The organism is Flavobacterium panici, assembly GCF_024499525.1.
Taxonomy (GTDB): Bacteria; Bacteroidota; Bacteroidia; order Flavobacteriales; family Flavobacteriaceae; genus Flavobacterium; species Flavobacterium panici.
Map to the genome: position 1 here is coordinate 4,844,060 of NZ_CP100437.1, position 24,412 is coordinate 4,868,471.

The 24,412-nt window shown below is 35.1% G+C and carries 17 protein-coding genes; 4 read left to right on the plus strand and 13 right to left on the minus strand.

Annotated features, from left to right (window positions below):
- Positions 1–89: 89 nt before the first annotated feature.
- The 5 genes from NLJ00_RS20350 to NLJ00_RS20370 all read right to left on the minus strand — a co-directional run bounded on the left by NLJ00_RS20350 (position 90) and on the right by NLJ00_RS20370 (position 10,184).
- Entirely contained in the window at positions 90–3,416 is a 3,327-nt protein-coding gene (locus tag NLJ00_RS20350; protein ID WP_256635178.1) for a glycoside hydrolase family 2 TIM barrel-domain containing protein, read from the minus strand.
- Positions 3,417–3,614: 198 nt separating this feature from the next.
- Positions 3,615–4,742: a glycoside hydrolase family protein gene (locus NLJ00_RS20355; RefSeq protein WP_256635179.1), complete on the minus strand. Its 1,128-nt coding sequence runs from the start codon at positions 4,740–4,742 to the stop codon at positions 3,615–3,617.
- A 230-nt stretch (positions 4,743–4,972) separates the two neighbouring features.
- Positions 4,973–6,646 (minus strand): glycoside hydrolase family protein, encoded by a 1,674-nt coding sequence (locus NLJ00_RS20360; protein ID WP_256635180.1) that lies wholly within the window; start codon positions 6,644–6,646, stop codon positions 4,973–4,975.
- Positions 6,647–6,843: 197 nt separating this feature from the next.
- The gene (locus NLJ00_RS20365; RefSeq protein WP_256635181.1) at positions 6,844–9,030 is read right to left on the minus strand and encodes an alpha-L-rhamnosidase-related protein; all 2,187 of its coding nucleotides are present in this window, start codon (positions 9,028–9,030) and stop codon (positions 6,844–6,846) included.
- Between the two features lie 335 nt (positions 9,031–9,365).
- A complete protein-coding gene (locus tag NLJ00_RS20370) occupies positions 9,366–10,184 on the minus strand; it encodes an AraC family transcriptional regulator (RefSeq protein ID WP_256635182.1) in 819 nt (272 codons plus the stop codon).
- Positions 10,185–10,285: 101 nt separating this feature from the next.
- Between NLJ00_RS20370 and NLJ00_RS20375 the strand changes: the two genes are divergently transcribed.
- Positions 10,286–11,497, plus strand: a complete 1,212-nt coding sequence (locus tag NLJ00_RS20375) for an MFS transporter (protein WP_256635183.1) — start codon at positions 10,286–10,288, stop codon at positions 11,495–11,497.
- Positions 11,498–11,815: 318 nt separating this feature from the next.
- Here the strand turns inward: NLJ00_RS20375 and NLJ00_RS20380 are convergent, their stop codons facing one another.
- A complete protein-coding gene (locus tag NLJ00_RS20380) occupies positions 11,816–12,034 on the minus strand; it encodes a SymE family type I addiction module toxin (protein WP_256635184.1) in 219 nt (72 codons plus the stop codon).
- Between the two features lie 163 nt (positions 12,035–12,197).
- On the opposite strand from NLJ00_RS20380, the gene NLJ00_RS20385 reads away from it, so the two are divergent.
- On the plus strand, positions 12,198–12,413 hold the full coding sequence (locus NLJ00_RS20385) for a helix-turn-helix transcriptional regulator (RefSeq protein ID WP_256635185.1): 216 nt from the start codon (positions 12,198–12,200) through the stop codon (positions 12,411–12,413).
- 57 nt (positions 12,414–12,470) lie between these two features.
- Here NLJ00_RS20385 and NLJ00_RS20390 read toward each other — a convergent pair whose 3' ends face one another.
- The 5 genes from NLJ00_RS20390 to NLJ00_RS20410 form a co-directional block, all read right to left on the minus strand.
- Positions 12,471–13,031, minus strand: coding sequence for a helix-turn-helix domain-containing protein (locus tag NLJ00_RS20390; protein ID WP_256635186.1), 561 nt, complete (start codon positions 13,029–13,031; stop codon positions 12,471–12,473).
- Complete coding sequence (locus NLJ00_RS20395) at positions 13,031–13,372, minus strand: type II toxin-antitoxin system HigB family toxin (RefSeq protein ID WP_256635187.1); 342 nt, start codon at positions 13,370–13,372, stop codon at positions 13,031–13,033. Before NLJ00_RS20395 ends, NLJ00_RS20390 begins: the two co-directional genes overlap by 1 nt.
- A gap of 279 nt (positions 13,373–13,651) precedes the next feature.
- The gene (locus NLJ00_RS20400) at positions 13,652–15,232 is read right to left on the minus strand and encodes a sodium:solute symporter (RefSeq protein ID WP_256635188.1); all 1,581 of its coding nucleotides are present in this window, start codon (positions 15,230–15,232) and stop codon (positions 13,652–13,654) included.
- Positions 15,229–16,293, minus strand: coding sequence for a Gfo/Idh/MocA family protein (locus NLJ00_RS20405; RefSeq protein ID WP_256635189.1), 1,065 nt, complete (start codon positions 16,291–16,293; stop codon positions 15,229–15,231). Before NLJ00_RS20405 ends, NLJ00_RS20400 begins: the two co-directional genes overlap by 4 nt.
- Positions 16,294–16,469: 176 nt before the next feature.
- A complete protein-coding gene (locus tag NLJ00_RS20410) occupies positions 16,470–18,977 on the minus strand; it encodes an L-rhamnose mutarotase (protein ID WP_256635190.1) in 2,508 nt (835 codons plus the stop codon).
- Positions 18,978–19,485: 508 nt separating this feature from the next.
- On the opposite strand from NLJ00_RS20410, the gene NLJ00_RS20415 reads away from it, so the two are divergent.
- Both NLJ00_RS20415 and pelA read left to right on the plus strand, forming a co-directional pair.
- Positions 19,486–21,165, plus strand: a complete 1,680-nt coding sequence (locus NLJ00_RS20415) for a glycoside hydrolase family 28 protein (protein WP_256635191.1) — start codon at positions 19,486–19,488, stop codon at positions 21,163–21,165.
- Between the two features lie 14 nt (positions 21,166–21,179).
- Positions 21,180–22,370, plus strand: a complete 1,191-nt coding sequence (gene pelA, locus NLJ00_RS20420) for a pectate lyase (RefSeq protein WP_256635192.1) — start codon at positions 21,180–21,182, stop codon at positions 22,368–22,370.
- Between the two features lie 327 nt (positions 22,371–22,697).
- Here pelA and NLJ00_RS20425 read toward each other — a convergent pair whose 3' ends face one another.
- Positions 22,698–23,528 carry an amidohydrolase family protein gene (locus tag NLJ00_RS20425; RefSeq protein WP_180856626.1) on the minus strand — a complete coding sequence of 277 codons (831 nt, stop codon included), beginning with the start codon at positions 23,526–23,528 and terminating at the stop codon, positions 22,698–22,700.
- 6 nt (positions 23,529–23,534) lie between these two features.
- Positions 23,535–24,332 (minus strand): SDR family oxidoreductase, encoded by a 798-nt coding sequence (locus NLJ00_RS20430; protein ID WP_180856627.1) that lies wholly within the window; start codon positions 24,330–24,332, stop codon positions 23,535–23,537.
- Positions 24,333–24,412: the final 80 nt, after the last annotated feature.

Genomic DNA, 24,412 nt, shown 5'->3' on the forward strand with positions numbered 1-24,412 from the left:
ACGAAATCTCAATCTTTGTCGACATACGTGTGCGATTTCTCGTTCCTCGAAATGACAAACTATACCTTTTAATTTTTAATTATAAATTACTAATATTTAAACTGCTTCAAACTACTTTCCAATTGTTTTTTTGAACCACTGAAAGGCGTCAAATAAAAACTATATTGATAATCTCCTGATTTAATCTGATATTGTTCTAATGGCTGTGCAACAATCGTCCAACTATCATTTCCTCCCACTCCCATTTGAATTAAATCGATGTTTACTGTTAAAAATCCTGGATCTTTCAAATCATATGTATGACCTGCCGAACTTAGATTTTCCTGTGTATAAGGCCATGCACTCATGCTTAAAACTTTAGAATCGTTTACAACCAAAAAACCATTATTTTTTTGTGGAGTACTTAATGCCATCCATCTTACATCACATCTGTTTCCGTTTTCCTGCGGTTTTGGGTAATGTTCTATGAAATCATTTATTGGAAGCGAATATTTCCCAACAAACGAACCAAAATTTCTGTCGCTGTAATTTTCTAATTCTCCCTTTCCGTACCATGAAATCTGATCGAATTTTCTTTGAACTCCCATCTGCATTCCGATTTTTGGAATGTTTGGTAATTTGTTTGATGCTTTTAAGCTGTAATCTACTTTTATTAATCCGTTTGGAAAAATATTATAGATCACTTTTACGCTCGCACTATCTTTTATAACTTCGTAATCGCTTGTTATTTTAATTTCAGAAGCTGATTTATCAATTGAAATGTTGACCAATTTTGGTTTTGCTTTGTACCATTGTTTCAGCAACTTTTGCGATTTCCAACCACGTTTATCATTGTCTGTAAGTGGTCTTACGAAGTTTGGCAATAGCGGTGCAAAAACTTGTTCTTCTCCGTTAAAAATATAAGAACTCAAAGCTCCGTTTGTTTTTCCAATCGTAATATCAAAAGTTTTTCCTTTGATTTTAAAATCTGAATCGGATTCAGAAACGTTTAAAATTTCTTTTTTAGATTCTGGAGAAACGGCTTCTTTCTTTTTTAATATAAACTGATCTTCCGCGACAGCATAACCTTTTGAAGCCCACAATTCATCTTTTGAAAGCTGGAATTCTATATTTAAAATATATTCTGCATCGGCTTTCATTTTTGGAAGATAAGAGCTGATATCTAAGGTTGTTGATTGTCCTGCTTCTACTTTAAATGGTTTTAAAATCTGAGTTTTGATTACGTTTCCGTTTTCCAACACTTTTAAAACGGGAATGTAACCCTCTAATGATTTAACCGATTGACGATTTTTGATTTCTAACTGATTTCCGTTTAAAGTCGAAACCGCTGGCTGATACACCCATTTATTCTCAAAAATAGAACCTTTTGGTTTTCCGTTAGAATCTACAATTCCTTTTGTATTGAAGTTTCCGTCGTGGTATTTTTCTCCAAAATCTCCTCCGTGAGCAAAATAATTCTGACCAGATCTGGAATCAAATTTCACTAATCCCTGATCTTTAAATTCCCAGATACAGCCTCCGATAACTCTTGGAAGCGAACGAAATTCATCCCATAATTCTTTTAAATTTCCAACTGAATTTCCCATTGCATGAGAATATTCAACGAAAATAATCGGACGAGTATCTTTCTTTTGATCGACTAAAAATTTCGGTGTGAAAACGCCCGGATAAAAACGGCTGACCATATCAACATACGAATCATCCTGCGGATTTTCGAATCGGTACGCATGATCAATTGTTTTTGGATATCCCGGATCAAGCGGATCGATATAACCGTCTAATTTTGCATTTCCCTGCGCTGGTTCGTAATGTACGGGACGTGTAATATCAAAATCGTGAACCCAGCCCGACATTGCCGAATGATTTGGTCCTTTTCCACCTTCATTTCCTAAACTCCACATGACAACCGATGGATGGTTTTTATCTCTTTCAACCATTCTCGTCATACGCTCCAAATAAGCATTTGTCCATTTTGGATCGTTGCTTAGTTTTCCGCCAATTCCGTGTGTTTCCTGATTGGCTTCGTCCATGACCATAATTCCGTATTGATCGCATAATTCGTAGAAATAAGGATCGTTTGGATAATGGCTTGTGCGTATAAAATTGAAATTGAACTTTTTAATCGTGGTAATATCTTGTTTGATATCTGCTCTCGTAACCGCTTTTCCTCTTGTTGGATGATGGTCGTGACGGTTTACGCCATATACATAGGTTTCTTTTCCGTTAATGAGCATTTTTCCATTTTCTTTCGAAAATTCAATTGAACGGAAACCAACTTTACAACTTTTGGCTTCGGTAACATTTCCGTTTTTATCTTTTATGGAAATGACCATTGTGTATAAATTCGGTTCTTCTGAACTCCATTTCTTTGGATTTTTAATGGTTTCTTGAAAGAATCCGAAACGTACATTATCCAGACGAGGATAACTTTCGTTGATCAAATCAATCACAGGTCTTTGAAGCGGTTCTTTGAACATTGCCGTATTATTACCATCATACAATTGAACATTCATCGTGTAATCTTTTATTTTTTCTCCTGTTAAATTCTCCACTTTCGGACGCAGTTTAAAAATCGCATCTGTGTATTGTTTATCTAATTTGGTTTGAACAAAGAAATCCTGAATACGCAGTTTTGGCTCGGCCATAATGAAAACCTCACGCTGGATTCCACTCATGCGCCAGTGATCCTGATCTTCTAAATAAGAACCATCTGTCCAACGGATTACACGAACTGAAACTACATTTTCTCCTGCTTTCAAGTAAGGCGTAATATCAAATTCTGATGGCAGAAAACTGTCTTCGCCATAACCTAAAAATTCTCCATTTAACCAAACCTCAAAACCTGAACTTACAGCTCCGAAATGTAAAGTAACGGTCATATCTTTCCAGTTTTCTGGAACCGTAAAACTTCTTTGGTAAGAACCAACTCCGTTATAATCTTTAGGAATATAAGGTGGATTTATGGGTCTAAACGGATAAACGGCACTTTTGTAAATTGGATTATCATATCCTTTCATTTCCCAATTCGAAGGCACTTCGATTTTGTCCCAGCCTGAAACGGTATTTTTATAAAAATCTTTTGATGCTTCTTTTAAATTTACGGCATATTTAAAATCCCAATCGCCATTTAGCATCTGGATTCGGCTTTTGGTTCTATCACCTTTTAAAGCGTCTTCAACACTTGCATATGAATAAGCAGTCACTCTTGATGGCTGTCTGTTGATGCTTGTAACCGTTGGATCTTCCCAAGGAGCGAATTCATATTTTTTATGCAATTCAGGGATTCCTGCTGGTTCTCCTGTTACGGATTGGGCCTGAGTGTAAGTTGTTAGAAGTAAGATGAAAAATGTGAATACCGATGTTGGTATCGAAAATCGAAACCTTGAAAAGTTATTATTTTGAATTGACTGAAACATTATTTTATTTTTAGTTTTTTTGTCATTCCGACGAAGGAGGAATCGCACTATAAATTCCGCAACTATAATCGACAATTTTTATGGTTACAAGTGTGATTTCTCGTTCCTCGAAATGACAAACTGGGTCTTTATTTATTTTGTGGAATTAAACCTGACAGGTTTAAAACATACTTTATCTTAATACTTTGTACTATAGTCTTAATTCTTCTTCACTTTTTTCTCCGGCGGAGCCACAAAATTCAATTTGCTTTTTCCTAGATCTTTAGAAGTTGCAATTGCAATTCCTCTTTGTTCTGCTTTGTTAACGGCACAGTAAAAATGATAAACTACTCCGTCGTGTTTTACGGCAAATGATTTATGAGCAAACATATCATCGTAAGGTTCAGATGATTTAACTAAATCGTCGCCTTTCCAGTCCGTCCAGTTTACTAAATCATTTGAAACGGCAAAACGGTTAAATGCACCTTGATTCCAACCCGTCCAGAAAGCTCCAAAATAGAACATTACCCAAGTATCATTAATACGCTGAATATAAGCATCTCCCGAAATTCCTTTATGATGGTTGATTAATGGTTTATTGCCGTAACGTTTCCATTCTTTCATGTCGTTTGATACAGCCATAGCAATACGTTCAGCGCCTTTAGCGGGATTTATACTATCGCCACGGGCATTATAGTACATGATAAAATTGTGTCCTGTTAATTTATCTTTATCCCGAATCACACTGTTTTTGTACATCGTACTATTATCCCACCATCTGGCGTCTTTGTCTTTTGGAGTCAAAACCGGATTTTCTAATCTCTGAAATTCGTGTGGTTTTGTTGGCGCTTCTTTAGTATATGCCATTCCAATTGATAAAACGCCGGCTTCATAACCTTTGCTGTCTCCACCAAAATAACTCATCCAGTATTTATCATCGTATTTTTCCCATTCGTAACTTCCGCCCCAAGTTGGATCTTGCAACGAAATATATCCTGCTTTTTGATTGACATCCCAGTGTTTTTCGTTTTCTGAGAAAGACATTACTTTTCCTAGATATTTCCAGTCTAAAAGATTGTCACTTTCTGCTAACCAAGTTTCATAACCTCTTCCGTCATAAATTAAATAGGTCATATACCATTTGCCGTCTTTTCTAAATACACTCGGACAATCCATTTTGTATGAGTTGTCAGTTGGAACCATTACCAAACCGTATTTATAAGGTGTTTTAATTTCCTCGTAAATCTCCTGCATTACGCTGTCGGTAATTTCTCTTTTCTTGTATTTGGTCGCACAGCTGGTTATAGCAAGTGCTGAAATGGTTAGAATTAGGTATTTAATTTTCATTTTTATGTTTTTTTGCCACGAAGGCGCTAAGGCTCTAAGTTTTTGTTTTGGAAAGATTTAATCTCGCAAAGTCGCAGAGTCGCAAAGTTTTTACTTTCTATTCTCTATTCTCTATTCTCTATTCTCTATTCTCTATTCTCTATTCTCTATTCTCTATTCTCTATTTTCTATTCTCTATTTTCTATATTCTAAAATCTTGCTTCTTGCATCTTTCTTCTTCCCACTCTCTTTTATTTCTTCAACTCTTTTAATTTAGAATCCATCACATCTCTATTCAATTTTACTTTTACCATTCCTGTTGGATGAAATCTTCTTTTTAAGTCGATTGCATTATAAACTATTGTGTAAACGTCATTTCCTTCTGGGATTAAGCACAAAGGCGTTCTCATAATATCCCACCATTTATCAACTTTGGTTTCTATTGGTAAATAATGTGCTTCTGCCCAATTCACTCCGTCAGCCGATAACGAATACGCAATCATGTTAGGTAAATGGTGTCCCCAGCCGTCTGGGCCACCGTCGAAAATAGCGATGTACAGACCGTTTGGTAATTGACTTACAATTGGATTTTCTACAAACTGCGGATGCATGGTTTTAATAGGTTCCAGACCTTTGTTCATTCTCAACCAAGGACCTTCTAAACTTTTGGATTCGGCTAAAGCCACAAACCAGCCTTTTCCCGATTTCTTTGGATAATCTGCCCAAGAATTAAACGGATAAGCGCCGCTGTAAAAGCCGAAATATTTATCGCCCACTTGGTATGGAAAAAATGACGCAACACCCTGACGTCCTTCCCAAGGCTGAGAATCTAATCCGGGTTCCATAATGATTCCCATATCTTTATAAGGGCCGCCAATTCCATTGATTCCGTCTACAGTTGATTCACAACGCCAAATTCTTCCGAATGAATGATTTGGTTCTATTGTTTTACTTACTGTATAAGCCAAATAATAGCCGTACCATTTGTTTGCTTTTTCATTAAAAACCGGCATATACGACCAGATGGCTGCACGACGATCGTTCATTGGATTATCATCTTCTGTAACGGCGTAAGTTCCGCTTGCTTGATAAATGGTTGATTCTCTTTTCCAATGAATGGCATCTTTACTTGTCCAATGTCCAATTTTGGTTTTTACACGATCGTAATAGTAATCAACACCTTTTTCTCCTGCTCTTTCAGTTGGAAACATATGATACGTATCTCCGACTTTTACCACACGTCCTCCTTCAAAACCTCCTTGAATTCCTTCTGTTCCAGACATTCCTTCATCAATAACGGGTTTATTTTCTCCGCCGATAATTTCGAAAAGTGGTTTTTCATCTGAAAATCCTTCAACGATAAAAGTTGGATTCCAAAGTTTTCCGTCTGGAAAATTGGCATTTCTTGGTTCTAGCTTTTCAGAAGCTTTTACAACTCCTAAAACAGCAAATAATCCTTTTCCAAGATTTAAAGTTTGTGTTCCTTTTGGAAATGAAATCGCATAAACATTTACTGGAGCTAAACCTGTAATCGTCAATCCGTTTTCTAAAATTAATTTAGACTTTTGAAGTTTATCAGCTTGAAGATATTCTGAATTATTTTCTTGAAAAACACCAATTAAAACCTGAACAGGCTCTTTAAATTTTAATTGTAAAGGGGCATTTGTTCCATTTTTATATTGATCCAAAGGAAGTTCAATTCCCGTTAAACCTTGTAATTCTGGAGCTAAACGAACTATATTATGTTTACTTCCCGAAAATACGTGAGCGTATTGAGTGGTTTTGAAAGTTTTGTAATTGGATTTTACGATTTCAAATGATGCTGTTTTCCATGTCGTTTGTGCTGTGCCTTGAATGCAGACAGTTAACAGCATTAGGAATGTGGTTTTTAATTTGAAGTTGTATTTTGTGTTTTTTGGAAACATTGGTTTTTTATTTTTTATTGACTTCTAAATTTCCCCAATCTTGTCATTTCGACGGAGGAGAAATCTTCGTTTGCTGAGCACGCTTTGCAGATCAAACTTTGCGGAGCAACTTGCGAAGATTTCTCCTTCGTCGAAATGACAAACTAAACGTAACAAACTAAACTAATTACTAATTACTAGGTACTAAGGACTAAGAACTAAATCGCTTTATAACTCACTTTATACTCCACATTCGGTTTTACAATCAACTGGTATTTATTTTTTGCTAATTCTGTAATTGTTCCAGAGTTTGTTTTAGGTTTGCTGGCACTTTCAAAAATCAATTTTCCTTCTCCTTCGCCTGCTTTTACTTTGATTTCTTTAGTGTTGCAATACACGGTAACTTCTCCGTTTGGTGTTGGCACTTTTCCTTCCATCCATTTTAAACCGCCAAGATTTGGTTTGATTTCATATTCTGAATAACCTGGTGCAGTTGGTTTTACACCTAAATAATATTTTCCTAACAAATAAATCGGACTTGCTCCCCAAGCGTGGCAAAGGCTTTTTCCATAAGGGCGACCGTACATCGTTAAATGCTCCGTTCCTTTTTTGTTCGGATTGTATTCTTCCCAGAAAGAGGTTGCGCCTTCATTTAGCATTCCGCCCCAATAATCTTTCATTTCCTTTAAAACGTAGTTTTGTTCTCCCATTGCGCATAAGGCTTCCAATTCGTAGAAACGCATGTACGGTGTTGTAATTTGAAGAACATTTTTATTGAGCAAAACTTTATTTTTCACACTTTGTTTTTGTTCTTCAGTAAAATAATTAAAAAATATACCGAACATATTAGCATATCTGGTTACAATGTTTTGCATTTTACCGTCTATACGCTGATGCTTCATTACGTTTTCTTTTTTATCCCAAAACACATCAAACAATTTTGTTTTTAAATCATTCCCTAATTTTTGATATTGTTTTTGATCTTCACTTTTACCAGCAATTTCTGCACTAACTGCCATCGCTTCTAAACTTCTCGCTAAAAGCATTTGTTCAAAACTAACTTCGCCTGTTTTTGGAAGTCCGTCTGCCCAGTCAATAAAAACCCAATCTCCTTCTAGTGGTTCCAGAAATCCGTTTTTGTTTCTTCTTTCTAAACAGAAATCCATAAGTGATTTCATTCTTGGATAAAAAGTTTTGATGAATTTCGTGTCGCCCGTGTGTAAATAGTAATCGTAAACGCCTACAAACCAATAGAGTGAATAATCCATGATGATATTGACGTGAGCCGTTACAGGATCTTTTCCACGAAGGGCTAAAAGTGTTCGTTCTACAGAAGCCGAATCAAAGAACAAATAATAATTCATTAAATAACTTTGATAAGCGTCGCCAGACCAAACCCAACGGTCACGTTTGATTCCATCTATAAAAAATTCACGAGAAGTTAAATGCATCGTATAAGCCGACACATCCCAAATTTTATTCAATTGTTCATCAGATGATTTGAATGCACCACGATAATCTAATGGCAAATATTCATAAAGCATCGAAATAGAATCGTATTTTACTCCTGCATCTGCTTGTACCTGAACATAACGGAATGCTTTTGAACCATCATGTGTATAAGTTTCAGGCTGTTTTCCATCAAAAGATAAATGATCTAAAGTTTCGCATTTAGCAGAATCCAGCGCTTCTTCACGAGATTCTCCATAATACAATACTAGTTTTCCTTTTCCTTTTAAACCGTGAATTTTAATGTAACCAAAAGTTTCTTTACCAAAATCTACTAACTGACCTGTTCCTATTTTTTCGGTTTTCTTTGCATTTAAAGGTTTAGTTGTCAATTTAAATTCTGAAGGTTTATTTTCCGGCGAATTAAAATTCCAAGAACCAACTGGAACCCAAGGCGTACCAGATTGTTGGGCTTTTCCCGTTTCGTCAATCCAAAGTTTATCTTCATTGGTTACTTTCCACGAAGCATCAGATTTAACGTATTGACCTGAAATATAAATAGCTGGCAATACTTCCTGATTGTAAACTTTAAAGGAAATTTTATGTTTTCCGGCAGGAACTGCAATTGATTTTGGCTGTCCGTAAATTTGAACGCCATCTAAAAGTAATTGAAAAGGTCCTTCTGAGAAGATTTTTACCTCGTCTGGTTGTGGAATATCTACTTCTGTTTGAAAAGTGACCAAAGCATAAGGACTGTAATATTGCCAAAGCGGTGGAAATACAGCTTCGCGTTCTGTACGTCTTACCTGCATTTTATTGCTTAACCAAACTTCAAAATCTCCTGGATACCAGATCCATGTCGCTTCTTTTGGTTTTTCCTGTGCTGATGATAGCGAACAAGAAAAAAGAGCAACAAAAAGAAGTAAAATTTTAAAAATGGAAAAGCGGTTTAGCATAGTAAGTTTATTTTGGGACTAAAGATAAGTGTTATCTTTACATTTCACAACCTGCACTATCCTGCTATTTCATAAAAAACAGTACTTTTTGACAATTTTTTAAGGGAAAAATTATGGCTTATCACTTTTTTAGTACTAAAAAAAATGATGTTACAATTTTATGGGACGCTGATGAGACGGATTCTAATTATTTTAGTGTTTTTTGTCATTTCGACGAAGGAGAAATCTTCGCAAGTAACTCCGCAACGAATGTTCAATCTTTGTCGAGCCTCTTGTGGAGATTTCTCCTTCGTCGAAATGACAATGATTGTGGTTATTTTTGTATAAATTATAATCTAAGCAATCATCCTCTCAGATTCATTTTCATCTTCTAAAATATAATTAGAAGGTGTCTTGCCCAAATGCTTCTTAAACATATAAATAAAAGCACTTGTAGTTTCATAACCTAAATTGAAGGCTATTTCTTTGATGGATTGTTTTTCGCCTAAACGTTTTATGGCTTCTAACAATTTTAAACGTGTACGCCAATCGCTGAAATTCATTCCCAATTCTTTAATAAATAAACGGGATAACGTTCTAGTACTCATAAAAGAAAGTTCGGCGTAATATTCTATCGTGTTTTTGCTGGCAATATCTTCCATTAAAAGCTCAACCACTTTTTGAAGTCTTTCGTGATTGGTTGTTGGCAGGAAAGTAGCGCTTGGCTCAATTAAAGCCAATTCATCCAAGAAAACAGAAATGATTCTTTTTTGTGGTGGAGTCAAATTTCCTTCGATTCCAAAAGAAATGATTTTAAAAACCAACTGTTTTAAAAACATCGGAATATCAAAAGAAAAACTGTTTGTTGGCAATCCTTCCATTGCAGATGGATCGATAAAAACGCTGTAGTAATTAACGTCTTTCTGAAAAGTAACCTGATGTTCCACTCCGCCCGGAAGCCACAAGCCCTGCAACGGATTTACAACCCAAATATGATTGCCCACGACAACATTCATTACACCACGTGTCGCATAAATAAGTTGTCCACGTGGATGTGAGTGCGAAATACACATTTCATTGGTTACCATTTCGGTGTAGCCAATAACAGGAATCGATGGATCAACTCTGTATCCATATTCCTGCGCCATTCGATATGTCCGAATCTGGTTATTCATTGTCCAAATATAGCAATTCTGACATTAGTATTCTTTTAATCTTTGCAAAAAATAATACAGCTGTTGTTTTTTAACCTAATTTAAAAATCAAAAAATATCTCATGGACACTATTAAAGCAAATCCTGACATAGTTAAAAAAACCACTTATTCGATCTTATTTATCATCAGTTTTTCTCATTTAATTAATGATCTTTTACAGGCTGTTATACCTTCAGTTTATCCATTAATTAAAGAAAATTTTGATCTTAGTTTTACCCAAATTGGTATTATTACTTTAACCTATCAAATGGTGGCTTCTATTTTACAGCCGTTTGTGGGAATGTATACCGATAAAAATTCAAAACCTTATTCGCTGATTGTTGGAATGTGTTTTACAATGGTTGGACTTTTTCTGGTTTCGATATCTTCTAGTTTTGTTTACTTATTATTATCAGTGAGTTTAATCGGAATTGGGTCTTCGATTTTCCATCCTGAATCTTCGCGTGTGGCGCATTTGGCTTCGGGCGGAAAAAGAGGTTTGGCACAATCTATTTTTCAATTGGGAGGAAATGCCGGAAGTGCAATCGGACCTTTATTAGCTGCTTTTATTGTTATTCCGCACGGACAATCTTATATCGCTTGGTTTTGTATTATCGCTTTGGTTGGTGTTTTTGCTTTGTATAAAATTGCGATTTGGTACACTGCACATTTATCGGAAAGAAATGCGAATAAAGCTTCTCACCAAATCGAAACACATCATTTGTCTAAAAACCGTGTAATTGCTTCGTTGATTATTTTATTGGTTCTGATTTTCTCTAAGTATTTCTATATGAGCAGTATTACTAGTTATTATACTTTCTTCTTGATAGATAAATTTCACATTACGATTCAGCAATCACAAGTATATTTATTCTTGTTCTCGGGTGCAGTTGCTGCAGGAACTTTGATTGGAGGGCCAATTGGTGATCGATACGGCAGAAAATATGTAATCTGGGTTTCTATTTTAGGTGTTGCTCCGTTTACTTTGATGTTACCTTACGTTTCTTTATTTTGGGTTGGAACATTATCTGTAATTATCGGGTTGATTCTTTCTTCGGCATTCTCAGCGATTCTAGTTTACGCAACTGAATTAATGCCTGGAAAAGTCGGACTTGTAGCGGGTCTTTTCTTCGGATTTGCTTTCGGAATGGGCGGTTTAGGTTCTGCTATTTTAGGAAAAATTGCCGATGCTACAAGTATCGAATATGTATTTAAAATTTGTGCGTTCCTGCCTTTAATTGGGATTATTACTGGGTTCTTGCCTAATTTAGAGAAGAAAAAGAAGCTTGAGTAATTTTTTTTATGCCACAAAGCCGCTAAGACGCAAAGTTTTTATTTTTAATATAAGATTTTAATTGCGTCCCGATAAATCGGGATGAGAAAAAATACAAAGCTCAAAAGGCTTTAGCCAAAATATCAACAATTTGGCTAAAGCCTTTTTCTATTCTTTTTACATATACCTCCAGTTAAAACTGGAGGCAACTTATAAAATAGCCTTGCTTTGTGTGCAATCTTTTTCAAAACATAGCCCGTGGTTTCAACCACGGGAAACGTATTTTGATAAACGGAATGTTATCTATTGCATCCACGTGGTTGAAACCACGGGTTATGTTTAAATAGATGATTTTTGTTTCGATTCAATTTCATTATTGGTTGTAATAATGATTTTATTTTGCTGATGTTCAATCGTTACGAAATTCCCATAATTAAAACCGATTTTCTGAAGCCATTTTCCGCAAAGACGAATTTCTGGAAATATAACGTATCGATGATATGATCTTGCAATATGTTTTGGCTGTATTTTTAATCGTCTTTTCGCTGATTGTTTCATTATATTTCTCTTTTTACGAACCAAAAATAGTAAAAATTATACTACAAATTATAATTACATATTGTTAAATTATAATTTCATGACTCTTTTGAGTAATATTATTATATTTTTTATTATATTTAAAATGCATCATATTTGCATAATATAGCAATAAATTATCATTGTGTCGAAACTTAAATTAAATAGAATAAAAGTTGTTTTAGTTGAAAACAATAGAAGCAATAAGGAATTAGCCAAACATTTAGGTAAAACAGTAGCAACTGTTTCGCGTTGGTGTACTAATGAATATCAGCCTTCAATTGAAACGCTTTATGAGGTTGCTAAATATTTGAAGGTTGATATTCGGGAGTTGTTGGTTTCTACTGGAAATAAATCATAAAAAAAACGCTTTCTTATTAGGAAAGCGTTTTTTTTATGAGTTGAAAATTCTAAAAGTTTACGACAAAACTAAATCAGTGCTGGTTAGCTTTACCTTTGGTTTACCCAATTTTATTACAGCTTCTTGTACTTTAGCTTGATCTTCTTTTGAAAGGAATACTGGAATCAAAACCGCTATTTCTATTTTTAATAATCGATTTATCACTATTAAATCTCTCAAAGTAAATGGTTTAATACCATTCATAAGTTCAGACATATACGTTTTGCTTTTATGACCTAAAATTAAAGCCAGGTTTTCCTGAGTCAATTCAAGTTCTTTGAGTTTCTTTCTTATTATTTTTTTTCTATTTTCAAGAAATAATCTCTCTAGTTCTGCTATGCGTTCAGATTTATCACTTTCTAAAATTTTTTGATCATCAATTTTATCTACATCATTCCATTCCGAATTTTCATACTTCTCAATTATGTCACGCAAATTAGATCTTAAGTTTTTAAAATGTGTATTATCTTTCGCCAAAAGCCTTAATTTTCGGTCAGCAATAAGAGCTCTTTCATAATCAAGTTCGTTTGTGATTACGCCTCTTTCTACTATTTTTTCTATATCAAAATGTGTTTTCATTATTCTATATAGTTATTTTTACGTAACCATTTTTCAATAGTTGCTTTGTTATTTTTAAATGTTGATTCATATTCCTGATGCGTTCCTGCCCATACAATTGTAGCCTCGCCATCATCATCAAACTCAATTAATATAAGTGTTCTATGGATATTAATATTGAAGAAATAAAAACCGTCGTTGTGCACACAATCTGCATCATTTCTAATTTCGTCAATAGTATTTTCATTAGAATTAAACCTTTCTAAATCAACAATTAACTTATCAATTTCATCGCATAATTTTTTATTGCCTATATTTTTCTTTTTAATTTTTAAAATCGTCTTTTTCCCAATAATCCTCATAATACCAACTTAGCAAAGATAATTAAAAGTTCTTATATAAACCGAACTTTTACTTTATAGTTCATTTTAAATCCATTTAAATTTTATCGCAAGATTTCTATTTTCTTTATTCAAAAAAAGTTATCGATAAAAACAAACTTACAATTTTATTTCAATTTTTAACAAGTATTAACTTTCTTTTTTAAATTATTATATTATGTGTTAATTTTTAAAAAGTATAAAAAAACGCTTCCTTTTATCAAAGAAGCGTTTTTAAAATTATAAGAGTTCGAAGAGAATTTAATTCCCATTAAAAACCAAATACAAGGCCAAAATCATCAATCCCAACAAACCAAACAAAAGCTTCACCTTTTTACTAGTTTTAGGAATATCTCTTTCATCTGAAACATTAACTTCAGGATTTTTATCGGTTAAAGAAATAATAACCGCTGTAATTAAAAGCACAGCAAAAATGTAAAACGAAATCAATAAAAAGTGAGGCCAAGCTGGATATTTATCGGCAGGGAAAATCCATAGATATAAAACCCCTACAAACAAACTAAATGCCGAACCCCAAGAAAGTGTTGCATTTACGGCTTTTTTGGTAGTGTGTTTCCAGAAGACACTCAAAAGGAAAACAACAGATAAAGAAGGTGCCAAGAAACCTAAAACCGCCTGAAAAATGTTGAATAAATTCTGTCCCTTAATATTATCAATCGCAACAGCAATCAGAATCGCAAAAACACATCCAGCAGCAATTGTTAATCGGCCAATTTTAATTTGATCTTGAATCGTCGCCGTTGGATTTATTTTCTTTACATAAATATCATTCGTAAAAACGGTGCTCAAAGCGTTTAAAGAAGAACCAATTGTTCCCACCAAAACCGCAATCATCACACAGATTACCAAACCGTTCATTCCGCTTGGGAAAAGATTCGTAACCATGGTCATATAAGCTAAATCAGAATTGCTTCCTAATTCGGGATATAATGCATAACACAAAATTCCGGGAAGAATAAACAACGGCAACGCCATAACTTTTAACCATCCAATAAAGTTTACGCCCAATTGTCCTTGTTCCAAATTTTTAGCTCCCAAAACACTCTGCACCATCGATTGATCTGTACAGAAAAAAGCAACTGCAGCAACGGGATATCCTAATAAAATAGCCGGCCATGGATAATGCGCATCATCAGAAGGACGTACTAAATTCCAAAAGTTAGATGGCGTTTTGGCAATTAAAACATCTATTCCGCCTAATTTTTGTAAACCTAAAAAGGAAAGCGTTAACGAAACTACAATCAGCAAAATCATCTGAAAAACATTGACTTTTGCAATCGCTTTTAATCCTCCTGCAAAGGTAAAAATTCCAGAGAAAATCACTAAAACAGTAACACTTTGCCACATCGGGATTCCCAGAATCTGACGTACTAAAACGCCTCCGCTGAATAATCCTAAAGACAGCCAGCTTACTAATATTTTTACCAAAGCGTACCAAGCTAAAATATTCTGCGTACTGTCGCCGTAGCGTTTTCCCATATATTCGGGCATCGTGCTTACTTTGCTGGCAATATATCTTGGTGCAAAAACCATTGCTAAAAGCAGTAAAAACACAAAAGCGTACCATTCGAAATTTCCGGCTACAATTCCCGTAGCGTAACCAATACTCGCAAAAGCCAACAATGACGAAGGCCCAACGTTGGTTCCCCACATATTAAACCCGATGCTGTACCAGTTTAAGGAGTTTCCGGCCAGAAAAAGCGTTTCGTTTTTCTTTCTCTGCTTCATACTTACCACATATCCAATGACTAATAAAGCCACTAAATAACCCGTAACAATTACGAAATCGAGCGTGGTTAACTTATCGTAGATACTGTTCATAGTCCGTATTCGTTAAGAATATCGGCAATTTTAACCGGCATTCCAGTTTGCAAAGATTTGTCCATTGCTTGTAACAAAGCCACGGTTCCAATACCTTCTTCCATGTTTGGATAAGCTTCAAAACCTTGCTCAATACTATCTACAAAATATTCTAAATAATTCTGATATTCTCCGCCGTGATGACTTTGTCCTTCAAAACGGAAATAATATTTTATCGTACTATCGCCCCAAGTAATTACTTTTTCTTCTCCAGTTTTATCTGTAACGGCATAACGCAATTCGTGATAATCGGCTTGGCTTGCTCCTTCTGTAGCTCTTAAAATTGTGCTCATTCCGCTGTCACGTTGCGCAGGCTGAGTCGGCGAAGTATAAACACCACTTACACGGGCAATTCTTCCATCGGTTGCTTTGAAGATAAAATGCATCGTATCTTCATTCTTCAATCCTGCATTTTGTCCGTTACTGCTGATCATTCCGTAACCCATTACTTCCTGAATATTGGGCAAATACCATCTAATGAAATCTACAGGATGACTCAAACCTCCGTACAACCATTTAAACGATTGCAAAAGCGACCATTCTTTCTTTAAAAACCATCTGTGATCGGCATGATATTGGGCTTCAATCGTAATCAAATCTCCAATTAAACCTGCTTCAAAATCAGCTCTTTGTCTTTTTGCTGGTTCGAAGAAACGGGAACTTTGCCCAATAAAAACTTTCTTTCCAGTTGATTTACTTAATTCTAAAAGCTCTTTTGCATCCGAAAGATCATCAATAAACGGTTTTGTACAAACAACATGTTTTCCACTTAACAAAGCTTGTTTTACATGTTGTGCATGAAGATGATCGGGTGTATAAATTGCGATAATATCAATTGACGCATCGTTTAATAAATCGTCGTAATTGGTTGTGTACGAATGAAAATCGAATTCTTTTGCTCGTTGTTTACACAATTCTTCGTTTCGGTCGCATATTTTAACAAGTTCTAGTTTTGAACTTTCGATTGCTGCAGACATTGTGCTTCGTCCTTCTCCAAGTCCCAGAATGGCTATTTTTAACATGAGGTGTGGTTATTTTAGATTGTTGATTTTAGATTTTAGATTTTTTTTCTTGCCACAGATTAAAAGGATTTTCACAGATTAGAAAAATCATTTTAATCTTTTTAATCTGTGGCAAAATATTTTCTGCATTACAAACCCGACAGGTTTTAAAAACCTGTCGGGTTTAACGTAACGTACTATTTCGCTTCTACTTTGTTTAAGAAAATCCAGGTTTCATCTGGTTTCGCGCCTTCGATTCCGCTTTGGTATTTTTTCATTAAGGCGTTCCATTCGTCTACACGTGGATTATTTTGGGTTGTTTTTGGATTTAGTTTATCCAAATTTTCACCCTTCGGAATACTGATTACCAAGATCAATTGTCTGTCTTTTTTGAAAACCTGCAATTGCTGAAAATCGGCATTACAGAAACCCTTGGCTACTTCTGGCCATTTTTCAAATTGCGTTTTATGATACTCCACGTATTCTTTTTGCCCTTTTTCATCAGCAGGAAGATTTGCTGTTAAAACAATATTTTCCCAATCTGATGCTGGTTTTGAATCTTTACATCTTTCAAAATTTTGGAAATCGTAAACTAAATCTTCATAGATTTTTATTTCTAAAGAAGGAAAAGCGCCCGCCAATTTTCGTTTTGTTCTTTCCGGCTGATTCATTTTTCCGTAAATCACCAAATGATTTTTCCATTGGTACAATTCCTGACCTACAATTCTAAAACCAACTAAAGTCGATTTGATTTTTTCGATATCAAAATCAGAACCTATCAATTCGATCGCGTACGGTTTTGGCATTTCCTGCAATCCCCATTTTTCATCGATTACGACTTCTTTTTCTAAATCTTTGTAAGGCGCTCTGATTCCGGCATTGTTTTTAATTTTAGCACTAACATACGGATCGTTATGCTCCCAAATATTTCCTTTTGGACCATTATGGTTTTTAAGGATTTTCTTTTCGGCAATCCAGTTGTTTTTTATCGTAAAACCTTCGCTTCCTTCATCGGTATATAAATACAGCCATAAAAACGGATCGTGTGCATACGGACTATTATAAACTTTGTCGATATAATTTTCTTCGATTCGGCTGTTTGGCTGAGCCGAAAGCGTATAAATTCCCGCAACATCATGTAAATGTTTGGCGTAATGATGAATTTTATTCGCTATAATTTTATTGTTCTGCATCACGTTTGGTGTGTGCGTCCAACCCCAGCCCATCGCCATTCCGGAATACGATACATCTGAAATTTCGTTGTGTTCAATGGTTATATTTCGAACAAAACCTGCACTAATTCCTAAAGTTCCCCAATCTTCATTGGTTACGTTGGTGATTAAATTATCCGAAATCACTTCATCCGAACACATTTCTCTTTCATCTTTTATAATTAAAGGCAAATGCGCTTCAAAAGCTTCTTCAGAGAAAATTCCAACATTGATGGCACTTCCACCAATATCTTTAAATAAATTTCCTTTTACAGTATTGTGATTTGTTCCTTTATTTAAATCTAAACCAGTCGAAGCCAAATGCTCAAAACGACAAGATTCAAACTGAATATTATGAGCATAATTTACTTCAACCGCCGAACGTGGTCTTCCCACCCAAGCCTGATTTTCTAAACTCGCCTGATTAGGTGTTCCCGGCTGTTTCAATTTATAAGCGTCTAACAAATATAAACCCGACTGCAATGGAACGTGACCTTGCTGTGAAGGACGAAGCCAATTGCTGTACTGAAATGAAATTCCTTTAAATCTAAAATGACTTACAGGAGAATCGATCGTTCCTTTTACTTCAACTAGATTTTCTAAAACTGGTGCGGTTATACCTGCCGAATTAATATCTTCTCCAGCTCTCGAAACATAATAGATTTTAGCATTTTTCTTGTCCAAATACCATTCTCCAGGCTCGTTTAAAAGTGAAAGAGCATTGTTTAAGAAATAAGCTGAATTTCCGTTGTTTTTAGAAATCCAAGGTGCAGGCCACGGATGTTCGCTTTGAATACGGCTTTCTGGTTCTTCAAATGAAAGTCTGGCACTGTCTTTTTGTACTTCAATATTTTTAATTCGAAGATTCGCAATCGACCACCATTGTACGATAAACATTTCCATTCCCGGTTCGAACTTAACCGACTTGTCTTTAAACGGAATCCAGCAGGTTTGTTCTTCATGATTCCAGGATAAAATACGTTCCATTGTAGTTCCGGCGGTATTTTTAGCTCTTACAGCTTTTTTGCCATTTACCCACAATTGTCTGTAATCAATCAAACTTCCAGCTTTTTTAGGAGCATCAGCCACCCAAACAGCACCTTTTTTAAGTCCGTTGATAACCGTTGTCGATTTTGTCCAGTTTTTAATTTCGATTCCACCGCTTATAATGGGTCTTGCATTTACATCGGCTTCAATTGTTGTTGGACTTTCTGCTGTTCCAGAATCTTCAGGGCGCACAAATAATGGTTCGTTTAAATAATATGTTCCGTTCATTACTATGATTCTGATACCACCTTTTATCGACGGATCTTTTAAGCGACGAAGTTCTCTGGCTTTTCGCATTGCCATGTGAACTGTTGCCAGCGGGTTTGATTTTGTTCCGAGGTTTGAATCTTTTCCTGATGGCGAAACCCAAATTTCAGCACCACTTGCCGAAAGTGTGAATACCATTAAAAAAACAATCAGTAATTTGTTGAAAGGAATTAAACGCATTATTTATAGTATTGATTTTTTTCTTGAGATAAAATTACGAGGCATTTATTTAAAGCGCTATAATTTTTACAAATAATTGTATTTTTAACACTTTTACCAAATAACAGGGACAATTTAAAAGAATATAAAATTACAAGCATCCTGTACCCTCCTGTAATATTGACTTCGAGACATTCACTTAGAAAATTCGGCTTTTAATTATTTTCTGATTTCCCAATCCAAAAAAGTTAAATTCATAAAAAATCTGTGATAAACCTGCAAAAACTAGTATTTCATAATATTTTTTCAATAGATTTGTGTAATCGATTACATTAAATATTTCAAATTAAAAACGCATAATTTTATTCATTAAATAAAATTTTACAACATAAAAAATTGAATTACCAGTAAATCTAAAAAAAGTTCCTAAGACACTAAATCACTAAGATACTATGTTTCTCACTTGAATCTTAGCATCTTAGCGACTTAGAACCTCAGAACCTTAAATACTAACTATAATATAATACGAATGAAAACTAACCGAAAAACCCTTTTATGTATTGCTCTCGCCTCTTTTGCTTTGAGTTTCAATACAGTTTCTGCACAGAAATCTGCTGATACTTATAAAAATATTGAGTTTAAAATGGCTGAAGTCCAAGAGCCTGTAATTCCAAACTACAGTGTGAATTTAAAAGACTTTGGAGCAGTAAATGGTGGTTATGTTTTAAACACAAAAGCTTTCGCTGATGCTATAGATGCGCTTTCTAAAAAAGGTGGCGGGAAATTAATTATACCTTCTGGGATTTGGCTGAGTGGTCCGATCATTCTAAAAAGCAATATCGAACTTCACGCTCAAACTGGCGCTTTAATTAAATTCTCTACAGATAAAACTTTATATCCCATCATAGAAACCAGTTTTGAAGGCATAAATACTTGGCGATGCATCTCTCCTATTTACGGCAAGAACTTAGAGAATGTGGCTTTTACAGGAAATGGTGTTTGGGATGGTTCTGGTGAAGCTTGGCGCCAAGTTAAAAAGAGCAAACTGACAGATGAGCAATGGAAGAAATTTGTCGCTTCTGGCGGAGTTTTAAATGAAAAAAAAGACAGCTGGTTCCCTTCTGAACAATACTTAAAAGGTGCTAAAGGTGCCGATCAGAATATTCGTCATGATTTGAAAACAAAGGAAGATTTTGAAGCTATTCACGATTTTTTACGTCCAGTTTTAGTTAGTATTCAAAACAGCAAAAGAGTCCTATTTGACGGACCAGTCTTCCAAAATTCTCCTGCGTGGAATATTCACCCTTTATTAATTGAAGATTTAATTGTTCGAAATATAACCGTTAGAAATCCGTGGTTTTCTCAAAATGGCGATGGACTTGATGTAGAATCCTGTAAAAATGTAGTAATTGAAAATTCAAGCTTTGATGTCGGAGACGATGCGATTTGCATTAAATCTGGCAAAGATAAAGACGGACGCGAAAGAGGTATTCCGTGCGAAAATATTATCGTAAGAAACAACATTGTATATCACGGACACGGTGGTGTAACGGTTGGAAGTGAAATGTCTGGCGGTGTAAAAAACCTGCATGTTTCAAACTGTACTTTTATGGGAACTGATGTTGGGCTGCGTTTTAAAAGTACTCGCGGACGCGGCGGAATTGTGGAGAACATTTATATCTCGGATATTTTTATGACTGATATTCCATCTCAGGCAATTTCCTTTGATTTATATTATGGAGGAAAATCGATCGCCGAAACTTTAGCCGAAGGCGGAAATACTGTGAGTACAAAAGCGATTCCGGTAAACGAAGAAACTCCTCAGTTTAAAAACATTTCAATCAAAAACATTACGATTAAAGGTGCGCAGCAAGCGGTATTTTTACAAGGTCTTCCTGAAATGAATTTAGAAAATATCGAAATCTCAAACTTAACAGTTACGGCAGAAAAAGGATTTTCGATTATTGATGCCAACGGAATTAAAATCACCAATGCTAAACTGGATATAGAAAGCAGCACGGTATTCGAAGTTTACAATGCAAAAAATATGTCTTTGAACAATATCGAGTTCAATTCTACATCTGCCAAAGCTGTAAATATCAATGGTGAAGGAAACGCTAATATCGAATTGGTTTCTTCTAAAAATTTAGATTTTTCTAAAACAACTACACTTGGAAATGATGTTCCAAAAGGAGCTGTAAAATTTTAATCCCAATTTCAAAAATGAATTTTATCAATAGTTCAAAAGCAGTTGTTTTAAGTCTGTGTGCTTTTTCGTTTCTACATTTAAATGCACAAACTAACAAAGAGGAAAAATCAATAATCAGTACAAAACCTTTTACAGATGGAACCAATCATTGGTATCACATTAAAGATGCGACCAATATTGTAAATCCGGTTCCGAATCAGCCTCAATATGCTGAAACGGATTATGCGAAAATTGCTGATAATATTTTGCTTTTTCAGCGTAATAATGGCGGATGGCCAAAGAATTACGATATGAAAGCAATTCTAACTCCAAAGCAAATCGATACGGTTATTAAAACAAAACCAATTCTGCATACAACTTTTGACAATGAAACAACTTACACACATGTCAATTATCTGGCTCAGGTTTATACTTTGACCAAAGACGCTAAATATAAAGACGGTGCGTTAAAAGGAATTGATTTTATTTTGGAAGCACAATATGGTAACGGTGGCTGGCCTCAATATTTTCCTTTAGAAAAAGGTTACAGCCGACATATTACGTTTAATGACGGCGCTTATATGGGCATTATGAATCTTTTAAAAAAGATTGTAAACAATGATCCTGATTTTGCTTTTATCGACCCTAAAATCAGAAAAAAAGTAACAGCATCGTACGAAAAAGGCATTACCTGTATTTTAAAAATGCAGATTAAAGACGATGGAAAACTAACGGCCTGGTGTCAGCAGCATGATGAAATTACACTTTTACCTGCGTGGGCACGAAAGTTTGAACCGCCAAGTATCTGCAATGCCGAAAGTGTTGATGTTGTGCTATTTTTAATGGCATTCGACAATCCGAATGAGAAGATAATTAACTCGGTGCAAAGTGCTGTAAAATGGTTTCAGGATTCTAAAATATACAATACCAGAGTTGAAAGTTTTAAAGCTCCGGAAATGGAATCTAAATATAAAAAAATCACCAACGATGTACGCATCGTAACCGATTCAACAGCTCCGCCAATCTGGACGAGATATTATGAATTAGGAACTCATAAACCTTTATTCTGCGATAGAGACAGTCAGTTTTTGTATTCTTTGGCAGAAGTAAGCCGAGAGCGCAGAAGCGGTTATTCGTGGTATACGGATAGACCAGAAAAGGTTTTGAAGAAATATGCGGCCTGGCAGAAGAAATGGGATTCTGGGAATGATGTTTTGAAACAGTAAAAACACAACGCTTTGTCATTGCGAGAAACGAAGCAATCTCACTACAATAATCGGCAAAGATTGGCGATACAGATTGCGGAATTTCTAGTGCGATTTCTCCCTTCGGTCGAAATGACAAACTATAACCTAATTTAATTCCTATCTTCAAACATAGCCCGTGGTTTCAAACACGGGAACACAATACGAAGCGTGACAATATTACGTCCCCGTGGTTGAAACCACGGGCTATATTCGACAAGTTTATGAGTGAAAATCTTTGTCAAAGTTTTGAACTTTGACAAAGAAAAAAATCTGTGAAAATCATTTTAATCTGTGGCAAAAAATCTCTTAGAGATTATAAAAAGCAAACGCATTTTCAAACCAAATCTTATTTTGATCTTCGATAGAAAACTTCAAAATATAATCTTCTAAAGTTTTTACAACCTCTTTATAATCAGAAGCTACGTTTAGAACCGGCCAATCTGAACCGTATAGTATTTTATCTGTTGAGAAATTCTCAAAAATCACATCTAAATATGGTTTTAAATCTTCTGGTTTCCAGTTTTTCCAATCGGCTTCTGTGACCATTCCGGAGACTTTACACCATACATTGTCGTATTTTGCGATTTCTTCGATTCCCTTTTTCCAGGAATCAATATTGCCTGATTTAATATCAGGTTTCGCAATATGATCAATCACAAACTTTTGGTCTGGAAAATCTCTTACCAAACTTATCGCAGCCGGTAACTGACGATGAAAAATCAGAATATCGTACCTAAAATTAAACTCTTTTAAAGCAGAAATTCCGTTTCGAAAATCTTCTCTAAACATAAAATCATCGGCTTCACCTTGTACAACGTGTCGGAATCCTTTAATTGTTTTATTCGAAGAAAAATGAAGTAAACGTTCTGATATATTATCTGCACGAAGATCAACCCAGCCTACAATTCCTTTTATAAAATCATTTTTTGAAGCCAAATCTGCAAGGAAATTGGTTTCGTCCTCAGACTGACTTGACTGAACCGCTACACAACCCGAAAATTTGTTTTCTTTAAGCAAAGGCAGTAAATCTTCCGGCAGGAAATCACTTTGAATTTTCGACATACTTTCATCAATCCAGCTGTCTCTAACAGGATCAAATATCCAAAAATGCTGATGAGAATCAATTCGGTTATTCATCCTGAATTAGTTAATATCGTTGATTAAAGCACGATCTAAATGCACGTAACCGCCATCAACAAAAACAAATTGTCCTGTAGTATGCGAAGAACGATCAGAAATAATGAAAAGCGCCGTATCTGCAATTTCTTCTGTTTTGGTCATTCTGCCTTCAAACGGAATACTTTTATTGATTTTCTTTAAAACGGTTTCTCCATCTGCCAATGTTTTAATCCAGTCTTCGTACGCCGGAGTATAACTTTCTGCAATAATAATCGCATTCGAACGGATTCCAAATTGAATTAAATCTACTGCCCATTCTCTTGTGAGTCCTAAAACTCCGCCTTTTGCAGCAGCGTAACCAGAAGTTCCTCCTTGCCCTGTTAAAGCTACTTTTGAACCAATATTTAAGATATTTCCTTTTGATTCTTTTAAGTACGGAAGCGCGTATTTAACCAGCAAAAAGTAACTCACGACATTTAATTTCAAAGAATCCATAAATTCCTCATAAGAAGCATCTAATCCTGCACCGTCATTTACACCAACATTGTTGATAACAGCGTCGATTTTTCCGTATTTTGCTACGATTGTTTTAACCGCATTTTCGATTTCTACAGGATCAGTAACGTCGGTCTGCACAAATAAAGAATCTATTCCTCTTTTTTGGAAAGCTTCCGCGTAAGCGAAACCCCTTGCATTTCTGTCTACCAAAACCGGAATCGCACCTTCATCTGCAATTCGATTAATAATTGTTTCTCCAATACTGCCTTCCTTTCCAGCCGAACCGGAAACGACAACAATCTTATTTTTTAAATTTAAATCCATTTTTGTGGTTATTAAAGTTTAATAGTAGTTAGGTTTTTTAAACACATAGAAACATAGATTTTGATACTTAATAAAAGGCG